This window comes from Microbacterium sp. CCNWLW41, from assembly GCF_037083505.1.
The window spans coordinates 253,508-267,636 of record NZ_JBAOJP010000004.1; the positions used below are offsets into that span (position 1 = coordinate 253,508).

At 70.1% G+C, this 14,129-nt stretch carries 15 protein-coding genes, 1 tRNA gene and 1 pseudogene; 12 read left to right on the forward strand and 5 right to left on the reverse strand.

Translation table 11 applies throughout. The annotated features are described in order from the left end of the window. The first annotated feature begins 85 nt into the window (after window positions 1-85). From obgE to V6R91_RS16385, 9 genes are all read left to right on the forward strand, one after another. The gene (gene obgE, locus V6R91_RS16345) at window positions 86-1,594 is read left to right on the forward strand and encodes a GTPase ObgE (protein WP_067242810.1); all 1,509 of its coding nucleotides are present in this window, start codon (window positions 86-88) and stop codon (window positions 1,592-1,594) included. Continuing rightward, on the forward strand, window positions 1,591-2,385 hold the full coding sequence (gene proB / locus V6R91_RS16350; RefSeq protein ID WP_336396102.1) for a glutamate 5-kinase: 795 nt from the start codon (window positions 1,591-1,593) through the stop codon (window positions 2,383-2,385). Before obgE ends, proB begins: the two co-directional genes overlap by 4 nt. Window positions 2,386-2,454: 69 nt before the next feature. Next, window positions 2,455-3,753, forward strand: coding sequence for a glutamate-5-semialdehyde dehydrogenase (locus V6R91_RS16355; protein WP_271060576.1), 1,299 nt, complete (start codon window positions 2,455-2,457; stop codon window positions 3,751-3,753). Window positions 3,754-3,801: 48 nt separating this feature from the next. Beyond that, window positions 3,802-4,026 carry a hypothetical protein gene (locus V6R91_RS16360; RefSeq protein ID WP_067242806.1) on the forward strand — a complete coding sequence of 75 codons (225 nt, stop codon included), beginning with the start codon at window positions 3,802-3,804 and terminating at the stop codon, window positions 4,024-4,026. 9 nt (window positions 4,027-4,035) lie between these two features. After that, the gene (nadD, locus tag V6R91_RS16365; protein ID WP_271060577.1) at window positions 4,036-4,635 is read left to right on the forward strand and encodes a nicotinate-nucleotide adenylyltransferase; all 600 of its coding nucleotides are present in this window, start codon (window positions 4,036-4,038) and stop codon (window positions 4,633-4,635) included. Next, on the forward strand, window positions 4,632-5,744 hold the full coding sequence (locus V6R91_RS16370) for a hypothetical protein (RefSeq protein WP_271060578.1): 1,113 nt from the start codon (window positions 4,632-4,634) through the stop codon (window positions 5,742-5,744). The genes nadD and V6R91_RS16370 overlap by 4 nt, the downstream gene beginning before the upstream one ends. Next, on the forward strand, window positions 5,744-6,127 hold the full coding sequence (rsfS, locus tag V6R91_RS16375; RefSeq protein ID WP_067242829.1) for a ribosome silencing factor: 384 nt from the start codon (window positions 5,744-5,746) through the stop codon (window positions 6,125-6,127). The genes V6R91_RS16370 and rsfS overlap by 1 nt, the downstream gene beginning before the upstream one ends. A 35-nt stretch (window positions 6,128-6,162) precedes the next feature. After that, window positions 6,163-6,852, forward strand: coding sequence for an SDR family oxidoreductase (locus V6R91_RS16380; protein WP_336396103.1), 690 nt, complete (start codon window positions 6,163-6,165; stop codon window positions 6,850-6,852). 103 nt (window positions 6,853-6,955) lie between these two features. Continuing rightward, window positions 6,956-7,028 (forward strand) — tRNA-Ala (locus V6R91_RS16385). 165 nt (window positions 7,029-7,193) lie between these two features. On the opposite strand, the pseudogene V6R91_RS36385 reads toward V6R91_RS16385, so the two are convergent. Next, window positions 7,194-7,487, reverse strand: a pseudogene (locus V6R91_RS36385) (Imm70 family immunity protein); the annotation flags it as partial. A gap of 513 nt (window positions 7,488-8,000) precedes the next feature. On the opposite strand from V6R91_RS36385, the gene V6R91_RS16390 reads away from it, so the two are divergent. Then, window positions 8,001-8,384, forward strand: coding sequence for a VOC family protein (locus V6R91_RS16390; RefSeq protein ID WP_336396104.1), 384 nt, complete (start codon window positions 8,001-8,003; stop codon window positions 8,382-8,384). Window positions 8,385-8,412: 28 nt separating this feature from the next. On the opposite strand, the gene V6R91_RS16395 is transcribed toward V6R91_RS16390, so the two are convergent. Then, a complete protein-coding gene (locus V6R91_RS16395; protein ID WP_336396105.1) occupies window positions 8,413-8,637 on the reverse strand; it encodes a helix-hairpin-helix domain-containing protein in 225 nt (74 codons plus the stop codon). 213 nt (window positions 8,638-8,850) lie between these two features. Between V6R91_RS16395 and V6R91_RS16400 the strand changes: the two genes are divergently transcribed. Together V6R91_RS16400 and V6R91_RS16405 are read left to right on the forward strand one after the other, a co-directional pair. Continuing rightward, the gene (locus tag V6R91_RS16400; RefSeq protein WP_442928152.1) at window positions 8,851-9,834 is read left to right on the forward strand and encodes an iron-containing redox enzyme family protein; all 984 of its coding nucleotides are present in this window, start codon (window positions 8,851-8,853) and stop codon (window positions 9,832-9,834) included. Then, window positions 9,831-10,055, forward strand: coding sequence for a CDGSH iron-sulfur domain-containing protein (locus V6R91_RS16405; protein WP_231820637.1), 225 nt, complete (start codon window positions 9,831-9,833; stop codon window positions 10,053-10,055). The genes V6R91_RS16400 and V6R91_RS16405 overlap by 4 nt, the downstream gene beginning before the upstream one ends. 25 nt (window positions 10,056-10,080) lie before the next feature. Here V6R91_RS16405 and V6R91_RS16410 read toward each other — a convergent pair whose 3' ends face one another. Genes V6R91_RS16410 through V6R91_RS16420 form a run of 3 tightly spaced genes read right to left on the reverse strand, consistent with a single transcriptional unit; the run spans window position 10,081 to window position 14,068 of the window. Beyond that, on the reverse strand, window positions 10,081-11,589 hold the full coding sequence (locus V6R91_RS16410; RefSeq protein ID WP_336396107.1) for a sulfatase family protein: 1,509 nt from the start codon (window positions 11,587-11,589) through the stop codon (window positions 10,081-10,083). A gap of 32 nt (window positions 11,590-11,621) precedes the next feature. Beyond that, the gene (locus V6R91_RS16415; protein ID WP_336396108.1) at window positions 11,622-12,659 is read right to left on the reverse strand and encodes a LacI family DNA-binding transcriptional regulator; all 1,038 of its coding nucleotides are present in this window, start codon (window positions 12,657-12,659) and stop codon (window positions 11,622-11,624) included. Further along, window positions 12,656-14,068 (reverse strand): MFS transporter, encoded by a 1,413-nt coding sequence (locus V6R91_RS16420; RefSeq protein WP_336396109.1) that lies wholly within the window; start codon window positions 14,066-14,068, stop codon window positions 12,656-12,658. The genes V6R91_RS16415 and V6R91_RS16420 overlap by 4 nt, the downstream gene beginning before the upstream one ends. Window positions 14,069-14,129 lie beyond the last annotated feature (61 nt).

Sequence of the window (14,129 nt, forward strand, 5' to 3'; positions counted from 1 at the left end):
CCGCGTATCCGCCGGTGAGCCGACCGCCGTCCGGCCTGAGAAACGCGCCCGCTGAAGCGGCGCACAGCACGAGGAGAATCCCGCCATGGTCACGTTCGTCGACACCGTCACGCTGCATCTGCGTGCGGGCAAGGGCGGCAACGGCTGCGTCTCCGTGCACCGCGAGAAGTTCAAGCCGCTGGGCGGCCCGGACGGCGGCAACGGCGGGGACGGGGGCGACATCGTGCTCGTGGCCGACCCGCAGACCGGAACCCTGCTCTCCTACCACCACTCGCCCCACCGCTCCTCAGGCAACGGCGGCTTCGGGATGGGCGATCACCGTTCCGGCTACGCCGGCGAGACCCTCGAGCTCCCGGTGCCGGTGGGCACCGTCGTGAAGAGCCCGTCCGGCGAGGTGCTCGTCGACCTGGTCCAGCCGGGGCAGCGATATGTCGTGGCCCGGGGCGGGCAGGGCGGCCTGGGCAATGCCGCGCTCGCGACCCCGAAGCGCAAGGCGCCCGGATTCGCGCTGCTGGGCACCCCCGGGTTCGAGGGGGATGTCGTCCTCGAACTCAAGACGGTCGCCGACGTGGCGCTGGTCGGGTATCCGTCGGCGGGCAAGTCCAGTCTGATCGCCGCGCTCTCCGCGGCACGTCCGAAGATCGCCGACTACCCGTTCACGACCCTGCACCCGAATCTCGGCGTCGTACAGGCCGGCGACTCGCGCTACACGATCGCCGACGTGCCCGGCCTGATCGAAGGGGCCAGCGAGGGCCGCGGGCTCGGGCTGGAGTTCCTCCGCCACGTCGAGCGCTGCTCGGCGCTGCTGCACGTCATCGACTGCGCGACGCTGGAGCCGGGGCGGGATCCGCTGTCGGATCTCGACGTGATCCTCGCCGAGTTGGCGGCGTACCAGGTCCCCGAAGGCCAGGTGCCGCTGCTGGAGCGTCCGCAGCTCGTCGCCCTGAACAAGATCGACGTCCCCGAGGCGCGTGAGCTCGCCGAGATGGTGCGTCCGGACATCGAGGCCCGCGGATTCCGCGTCTTCGACATCTCCACCGTGTCGCGCGAGGGACTGCGTCCGCTCTCCTTCGCGCTGGGGGAGATCGTCGACCGGCACCGCGCCGAGCAGGCCGTCGAGGTCGTTCCGGAGCGCGTCGTGATCCGTCCGCGCGGGGCGGAGCGGGACTTCGAGATCCGTGTCGAGGGCGGCAGCTACGGCAACGTCTACCGGATCCTGGGCGAGAAGCCCGTGCGCTGGGTCCAGCAGACGGACTTCCAGAACGAGGAGGCCGTCGGCTACCTCGCCGATCGCCTGGAGAAGCTGGGTGTGGAGGACGAGCTGTTCCGCCTCGGAGCGACGGCGGGCTCGACCGTCGTCATCGGGCCGGGCGACAGCATCGTCTTCGATTGGGAGCCGTCGATCTCGTCGGCGGCCGAGCTGATCGGCACGCCGCGCGGCCTCGACCCGCGCTTCGATCCCAACACCCGGCGCACCACCAGCCAGCGTCGCGAGCAGTACCACGAGCGGATGGACGCCAAGGCCGCCGCGCGCGCGGAGCTGGAGGCCGAGCGCCGTGCGACCAAGGGGGTCCCGGCGGAGGACGAGGAATGACCGCTCGCTCCCGCGCCGAGCTGGCGACGGCCGAGCGGATCGTCGTGAAGGTCGGCTCCTCCTCGATCAGCGGCGAGTCGGCGTGGCGGATCCCGGTGATCGTCGAAGCCTTGGCGGCGGCCCACGCGCGCGGGACCGAGGTCGTGCTCGTCTCCTCCGGTGCGATCGCGAGCGGCATCCCGCTGCTGCGCCTGGACGCCCGCCCGACGGATCTGGCCACGCAGCAGGCCGCCGCCGCGGTGGGACAGAACGTCCTCGTCTATCGGTACCAGCAGGCGCTCCAGCCCCACGGGATCGTCGCGGGACAGGTGCTGCTGACCACCGGAGACCTGGAGCACCCGACGTCGCGCTCGAACGCGCGACGGGCCATGGAGCGGCTCCTCGGGCTGCGCGTGCTGCCGATCGTCAACGAGAACGACACGGTCGCCACCCAGGAGATCCGCTTCGGCGACAACGACCGGCTGGGCGCGCTCGTGGCGCAGCTCGTCGGCGCCGACGCGCTCGTGCTGCTCAGCGACGTCGACTCGCTGTACACCAAGCCGCCGTCGGACCCCTCCGCGGAGCCGATCGCCTTCGTGCCCGCGGGTGCCGACCTGTCCGGGCTGGAGTTCGGCGCCAGCGTGGTCAACGGCGTGGGAACCGGAGGCGCCGCGACCAAGGCGTCCGCTGCACGCCTGGCCGCGTCGTCCGGGATCGGCGTGCTCGTCACGAGCGCGGACCTCGTGGGGCGGGCCTTGGACGGCGACGAGATCGGCACCTGGTTCGAGCCCGCGGCTCCGGCCTCCCGCTGAGCCGTCCCGCTCGTCTCGGCGGCCGTCACGCGCGGATCCGCACCGTTCCGGGGTCGATACACTGACCGCATGAGCGTGGAAGCCGTGATCGCCCCCGTCCCCGACGACGCCGTCTCGGCGGCCGACGGCCCGCAGGAGCGGATGCGGCGGGCCAAGGACGCCTCGCGCGCGACCGCGCGGCTGACGAGTGACGAGAAGGCACGGCTCCTGCACGCCGTGGCCGATGCGATCGAGGGCGCCTCGGCGCGCATCATCGCCGCCAACGACCGGGATCTGGAGCGCGGCAGGGACGAGGGGCTGAGCGACGCGCTGCGTGATCGCCTGCGCCTCGACGAGACGCGCATCGCCGCCCTGGCGTCGGCCGTGCGGGAGGTGGCGGCGCTGCCGGACCCGATCGGCCAGGTCGTCGGAGGCCACCGGATGCCGAATGGCGTCGCCCTGGAGCAGGTCCGCGTGCCGTTCGGTGTCGTCGGGGTGATCTATGAAGCACGCCCCAACGTGACCGTCGACATCGCGGCCCTGGCCCTCCGCTCCGGCAACGCCGTGGTGCTGCGCGGAGGCAGTGCGGCGCGGGAGTCGAACACCGCGCTGGTGTCGATCATGCGCGAGGCCGTCTCCCGGAACGGGCTCACGCCCGAGGCGATCCAGACCGTCGACGACTTCGGGCGGGAGGGGGCGCGGGCGCTCATGCACGGCCGAGGGTTCATCGACGTGCTCGTCCCGCGGGGCAGTGCGTCGCTGATCGAGACCGTCGTGACCGAGTCGACGGTGCCGGTGATCGAGACGGGGGCGGGCAACGTGCACATCGTCCTCGACGAGACCGCCCCGGAGGACTGGGCACGGGACATCGTGGTCAACGCCAAGGTGCAGCGCCCCAGCGTCTGCAACGCGGTCGAGACGGTGCTGGTCCTGCGGCCGGCCGCTGAACGCCTGGTCCCGCTCGTGACCGGCGCCCTGGCCGAGCACGGAGTGACGGTGCACGGCGACGACGACGTCGTCCGGTTGGGCGCGGACATCGTGCCGGCGACGGAGGAGGACTGGGCCACGGAGTACCTGAGCCTGGACCTGGCGATGCGCGTCGTGGACTCCCTGGACGAGGCGCTCGCCCACATCCGCACCTACAGCACCGGACACACGGAGTCCATCATCACGACGGACGCCCGAAACGCCGAGCGCTTCCTGGCCGAGGTCGACTCGGCGGTGGTCATGGCCAACGCGTCCACCCGCTTCACGGACGGGGGCGAGTTCGGCTTCGGTGCGGAGGTGGGGATCTCGACCCAGAAACTGCACACCCGCGGCCCGATGGGGCTCTCCGAGCTGACCAGCACGAAGTGGTTGGCGCGTGGAGCCGGTCAGACGCGCGGCTGAGGGCTAGACTGAGGGGCGGAATCCGCCCGGTCACCCCTTGGAGTATCGATGAACCTCGTCGCACAGATCGCGATGGCCACCGCTGAAGCGGAGCACCACGGCAACGTGGCGCTGGACACTGTCATCTTCGGGATCATCGCGGCGGTCACGTTCACCGCGCTGGGTCTGGTCACGCTGTCCTACCGCAACGTCGCCAACCGGCACTCCGCCAAGGCCGAGGCATGGGCCGCGGCGCACGGCAAGGACGGGCACGGAACGGGGCACGGCCACTAGGCCTCGGGGATGACGACGACCTCGCGAGCGCCGCGCATCGGCGTGATGGGCGGGACCTTCGACCCGATCCATCACGGGCACCTGGTCGCCGCCAGCGAGGTCGCGCACTCGTTCGACCTGGACGAGGTGGTCTTCGTGCCCACCGGTCAGCCCTGGCAGAAGAGCAACGTCACCGCCAGCGAGCACCGGTACCTGATGACGGTCATCGCGACCGCGTCGAACCCGAGCTTCACCGTGAGCCGCGTCGACATCGACCGCGAGGGGCCCACGTACACGATCGACACCCTCCGGGACTTGAAACGCGAGCGGCCGGATGCGGAGTTCTTCTTCATCTCGGGTGCAGACGCCGTGGCGCAGATTCTCAGCTGGAGGGACCATGATGAGTTGTGGGATCTGGCCCACTTCGTCGCCGTCTCCCGACCGGGGCACGTCCTGAGCACCGACGGACTTCCCACCGAGGACATCAGTCAGCTCGAGGTCCCCGCCCTGGCCATCTCGTCCACGGACTGCCGGGCGCGGGTGCGCGATGGCGATCCGGTCTGGTATCTCGTTCCCGACGGGGTCGTCCAGTACATCGCGAAGCATCATCTGTATCGGAGCAAGGCATGAGCACATCGGATCAGCGCGGGGGTGCCCCCCTCACCCGCAAGCAGATGCGGGAAGCACGGCTCACCGGCGCGACGACGGTCATCACCCCCGAGGAGGCGGACGCCGCGAAGAACGCGCAGGCGGCCGCGTCCGCCCCGGCGACGCCGCAGCCGGAGGCGACGGAGGCCGCCGGCCTCGAAGAGGTCGCTCCCGTCCAGGAAGAGCCGAAACCGGAGGCCCCGGCGGAGCACGATCAGGCCGAGGCCTCAGGCTCGGCGCCGTTGACGCGGCGTCAGATCCGGGAGCAGGAGCGCGTCCGCACCGCCTCGGTCCCCGTGGTCGAGGAGGAGCCGGCTCCGCCCGCGCCGGCGCAGAAGAGCGGCCAGAAGCCGGAACCGACCGCACCGGACCCGCACCGCAGCACTCGGGCGGAGGTCCGCGGCGGGGCGGAGAAGGCGCGCGCGACGGACGAGCCGATCGTGTCGGAGGTTCCCCGAGCGACCCCGACGCCGCCTGCTCCGATCGAGAACCCGACACCCGAGCGTGACTCCGCCCCTGCCGGGTCGAAGGAGCCCGCACCCGCCTCGGATGCGCCGCAGACGGGCGCCGACACCGACGAGGGCCCGCACCGTCCGATCGTCCGACGGGGGTTCGGCGAGGCCGTGCTGTCCACCGACGATGCCGGGTCCGGTCCCCAGCGCTCCTTCGACGAGCTTCTCTCCTCGGACGGCGGCTCCCAGCACTCGGCGCCGAACGCGCTGATCTTCCAGCAGGCGCCCGGCGTCGGCTCCCTCTCCGGTCCCGTCGCAGCGACGGGGGAGATCCTCGTCACGGGGAGCTATGAGCTGCCCGAGGGCCTGGGTTCGCAGGGGCATGCGCGCGGCACGGCCGACGGCAAGGAGGTGGACGCCGTCCTCGTGGACGGCGAACTGCCGCCCGCCTCGTCGCCGACGCCGATCGCGGCGAGCTCCGCGATCAGCACGATCAAGCCCGCCGGCGAGGTGATCCGCCCGCCGGAGCCGGAGAAGAGCAACAAGCTGATGATCGCGTTGACCATCACCGCGGGCGCACTCGCGGTGGCGCTCGTGGGAGCGCTCATCGTCGCGATCACCACGGGGGTCTTCTCGTGATGCAGTCGGCGGCGTCCGCGACCGAGATGCTGCAGATCGCCGCCGAGGCCGCGCTCTCCAAGGGCGGGGAGGACCTGCTCGCCCTCAACGTGTCGGAGCCGCTGCCGCTCGTCGACATCTTCCTGCTCGTGACCGGGAACAGCGAGCGCAACGTCGCCGCGATCGCGGACGAGGTCGAGGACCGGCTCATCGAGGCGGGACACAAACGTGTGCGCCGCGAGGGTCGCGACGAAGCGCGGTGGGTCCTGCTGGACTTCGGTGACCTCATCGTGCACGTGTTCCACGAGCAGGAGCGCACGTACTACGGTCTGGAGCGGCTGTGGAAGGACTGCCCGGTCGTCCCGATCGAAGCGGCCCAGCCCGGCCGGGCGGTCGGGGAGTAGTCGGTCGATCCGACGCGGCGTGCGACGATGGACGTATGCCGTTGACCCTCCTCACCGGTGCCGGTTCCGGCATCGGGGAAGCCCTCACCCGACGACTCCATGAGCGCGGCGACGACCTCGTCCTCCTGGCGCGGGACGCCGGCCGTGCGCGCACCCTGGCGGAGCGCTTCCCCGGGGTGCGCACGATGGTGGCGGATCTGGCGAACCCGGGGCGGATCTCCTGGGCGCTGTCCCAGCAGAGCCTGCCCGAGCGGATCGATGCGCTCGTTCACGTCGCGGGCGTCGTCGATCTCGGGCCCGTGGGGGAGACGCCCGCGTCGTCCTGGGAGCAGCAGCTCGCTGTGAACCTGGTCGGACCGGCCGAGCTTACCCGTCTGCTGCTTCCGCTCATCCGCGTGGCGAAGGGTCAGGTGCTCTTCGTGAACTCGGGCGCGGGTCTGCGCGCGCACGCGGGATGGGGTGCGTACGCGGCGTCCAAGCACGGCCTGCGTGCCCTCGCCGATGCGCTCCGGTCGGAAGAGGAGGCGCACGGCGTGCGCGTGACCTCGGTGTACCCCGGACGGACGGCGACCCCGATGCAGGAACGGGTGCACCAGCAGGAGGGGCAGCCGTACGACCCGACGCGGTTCATCGACCCGGAGTCCGTCGCGACGAGCATCCTCACGGCTCTCGATCTTCCCCGCGATGCGCAGTTGACCGACCTGACCATCCGGCCCGGTGCGTAAGAGGCGACACTCCCGGAGGAGCGGAACGGCGTCCGGATTCGCGCGAGGTCCGGCGCGTGTAGTAAGCTCAAGGAGTTGTCGCGGGAGGCCGCGAACAGCATCTGGGCCTGTGGCGCAGCTGGTAGCGCACCTGCATGGCATGCAGGGGGTCAGGGGTTCGAGTCCCCTCAGGTCCACAAAAAACCCTGGTTTTCCAGGGTTTTTTCGTATTCTCTCCCGGCAAGCCCGTCCGCGAGGTGCCCGCGCCGCGTACGCTCGGGGCGACGCGACGAGCGGGGGAATCCCGCAGTGTGCCCGTGAGGGGGAGTCCACGCGGTTCCCGGCAACGGAGGGGCTTCGGCTCAGACGATGCGCAGGGGGTGCCCTGTTCGGATCGAGGTCTCGAGAGCGGTGTCCACGACGGTCATGAGGTGATGGCCGTCCGCAGTGCTGTGCCAGTCGGCGAGGGTCTCGGCCGGGTAAGTCGGGTACTCGTCCCAGGGCGGGGGACGAGTGGGGTCGTCGATGGTCCAGACGACGTCGGTCGGGGGCAGCGCGCGGAGCGCGTCAAAGATATGACGAAGCTCGGTGCGGGCGTGAGTCGCGGCGGAGGGCCCGAGGTGTCCGTGTTCGTAGAGCCATGCGACCGTCGGGAAGAGACTGCCCCGCGCTCCTCCTTACAGTCGGAAGGCGACGGTGTCGAAGAACGAGGCCAGATAGTCGGCGCGGCGGATCGGATAGCCGGTCTCGCCGACGCCCAGCCACACGTACCGCTGTCCGATCACGCGATCATCCTGGCAGGAACGCGCGCCGGGCGAGCCGCCCGAGTGCTGCTGAGGCGAGGCGGTGCGGCCGACGGTAGCGGCAGGATACGGTGAAACCCCTACCCGACAGAGCCCGGTCCGAAGCGCCCGGATATGTTGGGCCGTGCGGGGCTGGTGGCGCACTCGTCGCGAGTGCTCGTGAGGGGTATACACGACCAGCCCCGCGCCAGGATGCGTGCCGCATCATGGTCACGGCCGGTTCATGGTCCCCTCCACCGGCCGTGACCGCCTCCCCGTCGGCCCGGCTTGCCCCGCGAAGCGGAACGCTCCCGCGGCGTGGCCGGTGAGTCCTCGCCCGTGGCCTCGGTAGGTTGTCGGGAGACACCGACAGAGGAGCCAGATCTCATGACCGCCGCCGTGCAAGGGCTCGACCACGTCCAGCTGTCGGTGACGGACCTCCAGGAGTCGATCGAGTGGTACGCGCGCGTCCTCGGCTTCCGACTCCTGGACGGTTACGGCGACAGCGCCCTGCTGCGTCTCGACGGCGGCCCCGACCTCATGCTGTGGGAGGCGATCGACCACCGGCCCGCGCAGATCCTGGTGAACGGGGAGCAGAGGCCCGTCTTCTTCCTCCGATCGGAGCGGATCGACGAGTTCGCCGATCGATGCGCCCGCGAGGGGGTCAGGATCGTGAGCCTCGACGACGCCGGCTTCGCCACCTTCCTGAAGCTCCGCGATCCGAGCGAGAACCTGATCGGCGTCCTTCAACTCGCGATCTCGGGTCTCTGACGGGTCACGGAGAGAAGCCGGCACTCGATCAGGCGTCTCTGTAGCCCAGGCCGCGCGCACGAAGCTCCTCTCCGAGGAGGCGGATCGCCTTCGGGCCGACGCCGTGGATGGCGAGGAGCTCCTTCTCGGTGTGCGTCGCGAGCTGCGCGTACGTGGTGATCCCCGCGTGCGCCAACGAGCGCGTCGCCACCCGGCCCACGGAGGGAGGGAACTCTGTCGCGCGCTCGGCCGTTTCTTCGTCCATCCCGGTCATGACCCCATCCTCTCGCGGGGTCTATGACGCGCGAAGGGGCCCGATCGGTGAGTTCGGTGCTCACAGCGGGCCCGCATGGCGACGAGAGGCCGGCTCGTCAAGGCCCTTCTCGCGAGCACGGACGACGGTCAAGCTCGGGGTCCGGACGAGAGGAGCCCCGTGACCACGGCAACCACCCCGACACCGTCGATCCCTTTCCACGCTCGCGGAGCGCTGAGCCAGGCCGTGCTCGAGCGACTGACCGGGCGGTCGGCGGCCCCGCTGGGCGTGCTCAGCGGCGCGGCGGCGCACGAGAGCACGGACCCGCTCCGCGATGACGACCTGCAGTTGTCGCTGTGGATGCTCTACGCCTCGGCGTACGGCTCGGTCGACGGGATCGACCCCGCACAGGAATGGGATCCGGAGCTCGTCGAGACCCGCCTCCGGCTGGAAGAGGTCTTCGAGGTGGCCGTGCGGCCCGCCGTTCCCGTGCCGACGCTGCCGCCGGCCGCGCAGGGCGCTGTGGCGCGAGCGCTGTTCACGCTCGTCGACGAGGACGACGGTCCGAGCCTGTCGCGGTTCCTCGCGAGGAAGGCCACGCTCGAACAGGCGAGGGAGTTCCTGATCCAGCGATCGATCTACACGCGTCGGGAGGCCGACCCGCATTCCTGGGCCATCCCGCGACTGAGCGGGCGCGCGAAGGCGGCGCTCGTCGAGATCCAGGCGGACGAGTACGGCGGAGGGCGCCCGGAGCGGGTCCACGCCGAGATCTTCGCCAAGACGCTCCGCGGAGCCGGTCTCGACGACACGTATGCCGCGTACGTGGAGCACGTTCCGGCGATCACGCTCGCCTCGCACAACCTGATGTCGCTGTTCGGCCTCAACCGTCGTCTGATCGGCGCGATCGTCGGGCACCTCGCCGCGTTCGAGATGACCTCGTCGATCCCGAACCGGCTCTATGGCGACGGTTTCCGACGGCTCGGCTTCTCCGACGACGTCACGGACTACTTCGACGAGCACGTCGAAGCGGACGCGGTCCACGAGCAGATCGCCGCCCGCGACCTCGCCGGCGCGCTCGCCGAGGACCGACCCGATCTGCTTCCGGACATCATGTTCGGCGCCGCCGCATGTCTGACGATCGACGCTCTGGTGGGTGCCGAGCTCCTGGAGAAGTGGGAGCGCGGGGAGTCGTCGCTGCGGAAGGCGGTGCCGGCATGAGTCGGCACCGCGACCCGGTCACCATCACCCCCTACCCGGACGGGCCCCTCCTCGTTCGCGGCGACGCCGTGATCCTCTCGCCCGAGGGCGAGAGGATCGAGCGTCGTCGGCGGACCGTGGCGCTCTGCCGTTGCGGGCTGTCCTCGATCAAGCCCTTCTGCGACGGCACGCACCGGGCCGCCGGATTCCGCACGGAGGAGCACGAGGCTCCTCCGGCGTGAGGATGACACGACGCGCGTGACGTGTTCAGGCGGTCGCCTGGATCTTCGCGACGTACTCCTGGACGAGGGCCAGCATCTCCTGGTCGTGCGGCCCCCACTCCGGGTGCACGGTATCCGGACCGGTGTACGGCAGATCTCCGTAGTGTTCCTGATACCGCGCCAGGGTGCGTTCGAGCTCCGCCCGAATCTCGGCGTAGGCGGGGTCGTCTGCGACGTTGTGGATCTCCGTGGGATCACGGCGCAGGTCGTACAGCTCCCATTCCGGTTCGAACAGGCGGTCCGACGCGCCCGGAACGCCGAGGCCCGCGCCGTAAAAGCAGATCAGCTTGTGCTCCTTCGTGCGGATGCCATAGTGACCGGGTGCATGGTGGATCGGGTCGTCGTGCTCCCAATACCGGTAGTACGCCGCATCCGGCCAGTCCGTCACCGCTTCGCCGCGCAGCAGGGGGCGGAAGCTGCGTCCTTGCGACGTCGGCAGGGCGTCGTCCGCATCGATGCCGCAGGCGTCGAGGAGGGTCGCGGCGAAGTCCACGTTCGTGATGATCGCGTCCGAGGAGGTGCCCGGCGCGATTTCGGCCGGCCAGCGCACGAGCACAGGCATCTGCAGAGACTGGTCGAACATCAGGCGCTTGTCGAACCAGCCGTGATCCCCCAGGAAGAACCCCTGGTCCGAGGTGTAGACGACCAGAGTGTCGTCCGTCAGCCCCTGCGCATCCAGCCGATCGAGCAGGCGCCCGACGTTGTCGTCGATGGATTGGATGCACTGCAGGTAGTCCCGCATGTAGATCTGGTACTTCCAGCGCATGCGGGCCTTCCGGTTCTCCGGACCACGCAGGTGCGGCGGCACCTCGGTCTTGAGATCGTCGGCACCCATGTCGTCGGCCAAGGTCATGTGCACGCCCTGCACCGCCTTGCTGCGGGTGGCGTAGTCGTCGAAGAAGGTCTCCGGCTCCGGGATGGTGCCATCGGCATAGAGATGCCGATGCCGGGGGTCGGGCACCCAGGGACGGTGCGGCGCCTTGTGGTGCACGAGCAGGCAGAACGGCCGGTCCGTGTCCCGGCGCTCCAGCCAGTCCAGGGCCTGATCCGTGACGATGTCGGTGGCGTATCCCTCGACCGTCTCCGCGCCGTCCGGGCCGATCATCTCGGGATCGATGTAGTCGCCTTGCCCGGGGAAGACCTTCCACTCGTCGAAGCCGCGGGGCCTGGCCTGGCCGTGCTCGCCCAGGTGCCACTTGCCGAACAGCGCCGTCTGATAGCCCGTGCGCTGGAGCACCTCGACGAAGGTCGGGACGCGGTAGTCCATCTCCGTCCAGATCGACGACACCCCGTTCACGTGACTGTAGGTTCCGGTCAGGATCGATGCGCGCGACGGGCTGCAGATCGAGTTGGTGCAGTACACGGCGTCGAGTCGCATGCCCTCGTCGGCGATCCGGTCGAGGTGAGGGGTGTGGTTGACCCGACTGCCGTACGCCGAGATCGCGTGCGCGGCGTGGTCGTCGGACATGATGAAGACGATGTTCGTGGGCTTCACGGTTCCTGCTTTCTGGTGCGGGGTCGGGGAGGTCAGGGACGGTCGAGCTCGGGAGCGAGAACGAGGTGCTCGTGGCCTCCGCCAGCGATCTCCTGCATGATCAGTCGCGCGGCCTCCGCTCCGGCGCGGGCGAGGGGGAGGCGCGAGTAACGGAGCTGGGGCCAGACGCGCGGTGACAGGGTGCCGGCGGCGAGGGCGGCAACCAGGATCCCGTCCTCGCGCACTCTCCGGGACGCCATCGCCGGTTCGACGTCCGCGCCCCAGGAGCACAACACCGCGGTCTCGGCGGCCTCGCCGTTGACCGCTGTGAGCGCTGTGTCGATCGCGCTCCCCAGGTCGCGCGCGTAGTCCCTGGTCAGCTCAGGGTCCTGCTCGATCGCGCGCAGCACGTCGTCGGTGACCCCGGTCGTGACGACGCGGAGGGAGAGCCCGGGGTGGCGGGCGAGGGCGCCGACGAGCGCCTTCTCGCGCAGGCGCTCGGCGCGGGAGGACACCTCGGGACGCACGTGCAGGACTGACCGTACGCCGCGCTCCGCCAACTCGTCGAGGAGCGCGGTGGCCCCGCCGGCGTAGTCGAAGTCCACCGTCGAGTACGGGACGTCGGCGGGCGGGGCCCCGCAGTCGAGAACGACGAGAGGCAGTCCCTCGTCCCTTGCCGCGTCGAGGACGACGGTCGGGGCCGCCTCGTCGTCATGGCCGACGAACACGACGCCGTCGAGGCGCCCGCTTCGATAGTCGTCGAGGTCGTGCGGCGCCGCCGCGTCCGTCAGGATCGTCAGGTGCATCCGCTCCGTCGCCAGCGCGGCGCTCGCCCCCTGCACGATCGCGGCATATCGCGGGTTCGAGAGGGGCTTGGTCACGATCATCCCGATGCTGCGGCTCGTGCGGGACCGCAGGGACTGCGCGAGGCTGTTCGGGATGTAGCCGAGCTCCTTGGCGATACGGCGCACGCGGGCCCGGGTGTCCGGCGAGAGCGCCACGGTGGAGGCGTCGTTGAGGGCGTAGGACACCGTCGACACGGAGACCCCCGCGCGACCCGCGATGTCCTTGAGCGTCGGACGCTTGATCATGCGGCGCTCCTGCTCCGGCGGCGCCGTTCCAGTTCCGCGATGTTCAGCAGAACCCGGCCTCGGGTGAGGGGAAAGGTCAGGAGGATCATGGCGGCCACGGCGTAGAGCACCGCTGGCGCCAGCGTGGAGAACGCGTAGATGCCGTCGATGGTGGCCGCGTCCTGAGTGGGGCGCCCGGACTGGAACCCGATCAGGGCGAGCGCGAAACCGCCGACGCCCCCGGCGATCGCCTGGCCCACCTTGCGAGCCCAGGTGTTGATCGCGTACACGGAGCCGTCGTCGCGCTGGCCGCTGCGCACTTCTTCCGCATCGATGACGTCTCCGACGACGGCCCAGACGAGCAGGTTGTAGAACCCGATCCCGAACCCGGCGAGCAGATTCAGGGCGATGAAGATCCAGGGATGCTCCACGTGCAGGAGGAACAGCACGACGTAGACCGCCGCAGCGCCGAACAGTGCGGCGACGAGGACCTCCTTCTTCCCGTATCGTCCCGCAGCGCGGGCGGCGATCGGTGCGAGAACGAGCCCAGGAACGTACGCCGCCAGTTGAGCGGGGCCGGACATCGCGCCGTCGTTGAAGTGGTAGAGCCAGAGATAGGCCGCCATGGCTGCGACGAACAGACCCGCGAGCATGATGACGATGTTCGCGACGATGAGGGTCAGCAGCGGACGGCTGGTCACGAGCTGGCGCAGGAGAGCGGAGAAGCGTCGCGGCCGCGCGACCAGCGGGGCCTCGATGCGCTCGCGGACGCCGGCGTAGCAGAGGACGTAGAACAGCGCCGCGCACGCGGAGAACACGCTCGCCGTCAGGAAGAACTGGGAGGGAACCACCTGTGAGGTGCCGTCGATCGTCGCGTAGATGAACAGGGGCGGCACCAGGGAGACGAACAGACCCGCTGCGTTCGCGCCGAGACCGCGGAACACCGACAGTGAGGATCGGTGGATCGGGTCATCCGAGATGACCGACGCCATCGAGCCGTACGAGATGTTCGTCGTCGTATAGCAGATCGATCCCCACAGGAGATAGGTGACGGCCGCGAAGGTCAGCTTGGCCCCGTAGTCCCAGTCCGCCACGAACGGCACGTACATGAGCGCGCTCGCGACGGCCACGGGCACTGCCATCCGCGCCAGCCATGGCCGGAACCGCCCGTCGCGGCCGGGGGAGTGCCGGTCGAGGAACCGCCCCCACCCGACATCCGTGAACGCGTCGACGAGTCTGGCGACGAGGAACAGCGTCCCGACGTGCACCGGGTCCAACCCGGCCACGTTGGTGAAGTACACCATGAGGTATGCCGACGCGAAGATGAAGGTGAAGTCGTTGCCGAGGTCGCCGAACATGTAGCCGACTCGGTCGCGCCACCCGAAGGGGCGCACGGCGGAACGACGGGGCGCGTCGGTCGTGGTGCTCATCGCTGTTTCCTCTCCCTTGAGCTGACCACGACAACGGTAGGGACTCAATCGTTTGAAGACA

What these genes read in the sequence shown, in the direction of transcription:
- V6R91_RS16395 (WP_336396105.1), bottom strand. Translation starts at nt 8,637, where the DNA reads ATGACCGGGATGGACGAAGAAACGGCCGAGCGCGCGACAGAGTTCCCT.
- V6R91_RS16390 (WP_336396104.1), top strand. Translation starts at nt 8,001, where the DNA reads ATGACCGCCGCCGTGCAAGGGCTCGACCACGTCCAGCTGTCGGTGACG.
- V6R91_RS16380 (WP_336396103.1), top strand. Translation starts at nt 6,163, where the DNA reads ATGCCGTTGACCCTCCTCACCGGTGCCGGTTCCGGCATCGGGGAAGCC.
- V6R91_RS16420 (WP_336396109.1), bottom strand. Translation starts at nt 14,068, where the DNA reads ATGAGCACCACGACCGACGCGCCCCGTCGTTCCGCCGTGCGCCCCTTC.
- obgE (WP_067242810.1), top strand. Translation starts at nt 86, where the DNA reads ATGGTCACGTTCGTCGACACCGTCACGCTGCATCTGCGTGCGGGCAAG.
- V6R91_RS16405 (WP_231820637.1), top strand. Translation starts at nt 9,831, where the DNA reads ATGAGTCGGCACCGCGACCCGGTCACCATCACCCCCTACCCGGACGGG.
- V6R91_RS16415 (WP_336396108.1), bottom strand. Translation starts at nt 12,659, where the DNA reads ATGATCAAGCGTCCGACGCTCAAGGACATCGCGGGTCGCGCGGGGGTC.
- V6R91_RS16370 (WP_271060578.1), top strand. Translation starts at nt 4,632, where the DNA reads ATGAGCACATCGGATCAGCGCGGGGGTGCCCCCCTCACCCGCAAGCAG.
- V6R91_RS16360 (WP_067242806.1), top strand. Translation starts at nt 3,802, where the DNA reads ATGAACCTCGTCGCACAGATCGCGATGGCCACCGCTGAAGCGGAGCAC.
- V6R91_RS16355 (WP_271060576.1), top strand. Translation starts at nt 2,455, where the DNA reads ATGAGCGTGGAAGCCGTGATCGCCCCCGTCCCCGACGACGCCGTCTCG.
- rsfS (WP_067242829.1), top strand. Translation starts at nt 5,744, where the DNA reads ATGCAGTCGGCGGCGTCCGCGACCGAGATGCTGCAGATCGCCGCCGAG.
- proB (WP_336396102.1), top strand. Translation starts at nt 1,591, where the DNA reads ATGACCGCTCGCTCCCGCGCCGAGCTGGCGACGGCCGAGCGGATCGTC.
- nadD (WP_271060577.1), top strand. Translation starts at nt 4,036, where the DNA reads ATGACGACGACCTCGCGAGCGCCGCGCATCGGCGTGATGGGCGGGACC.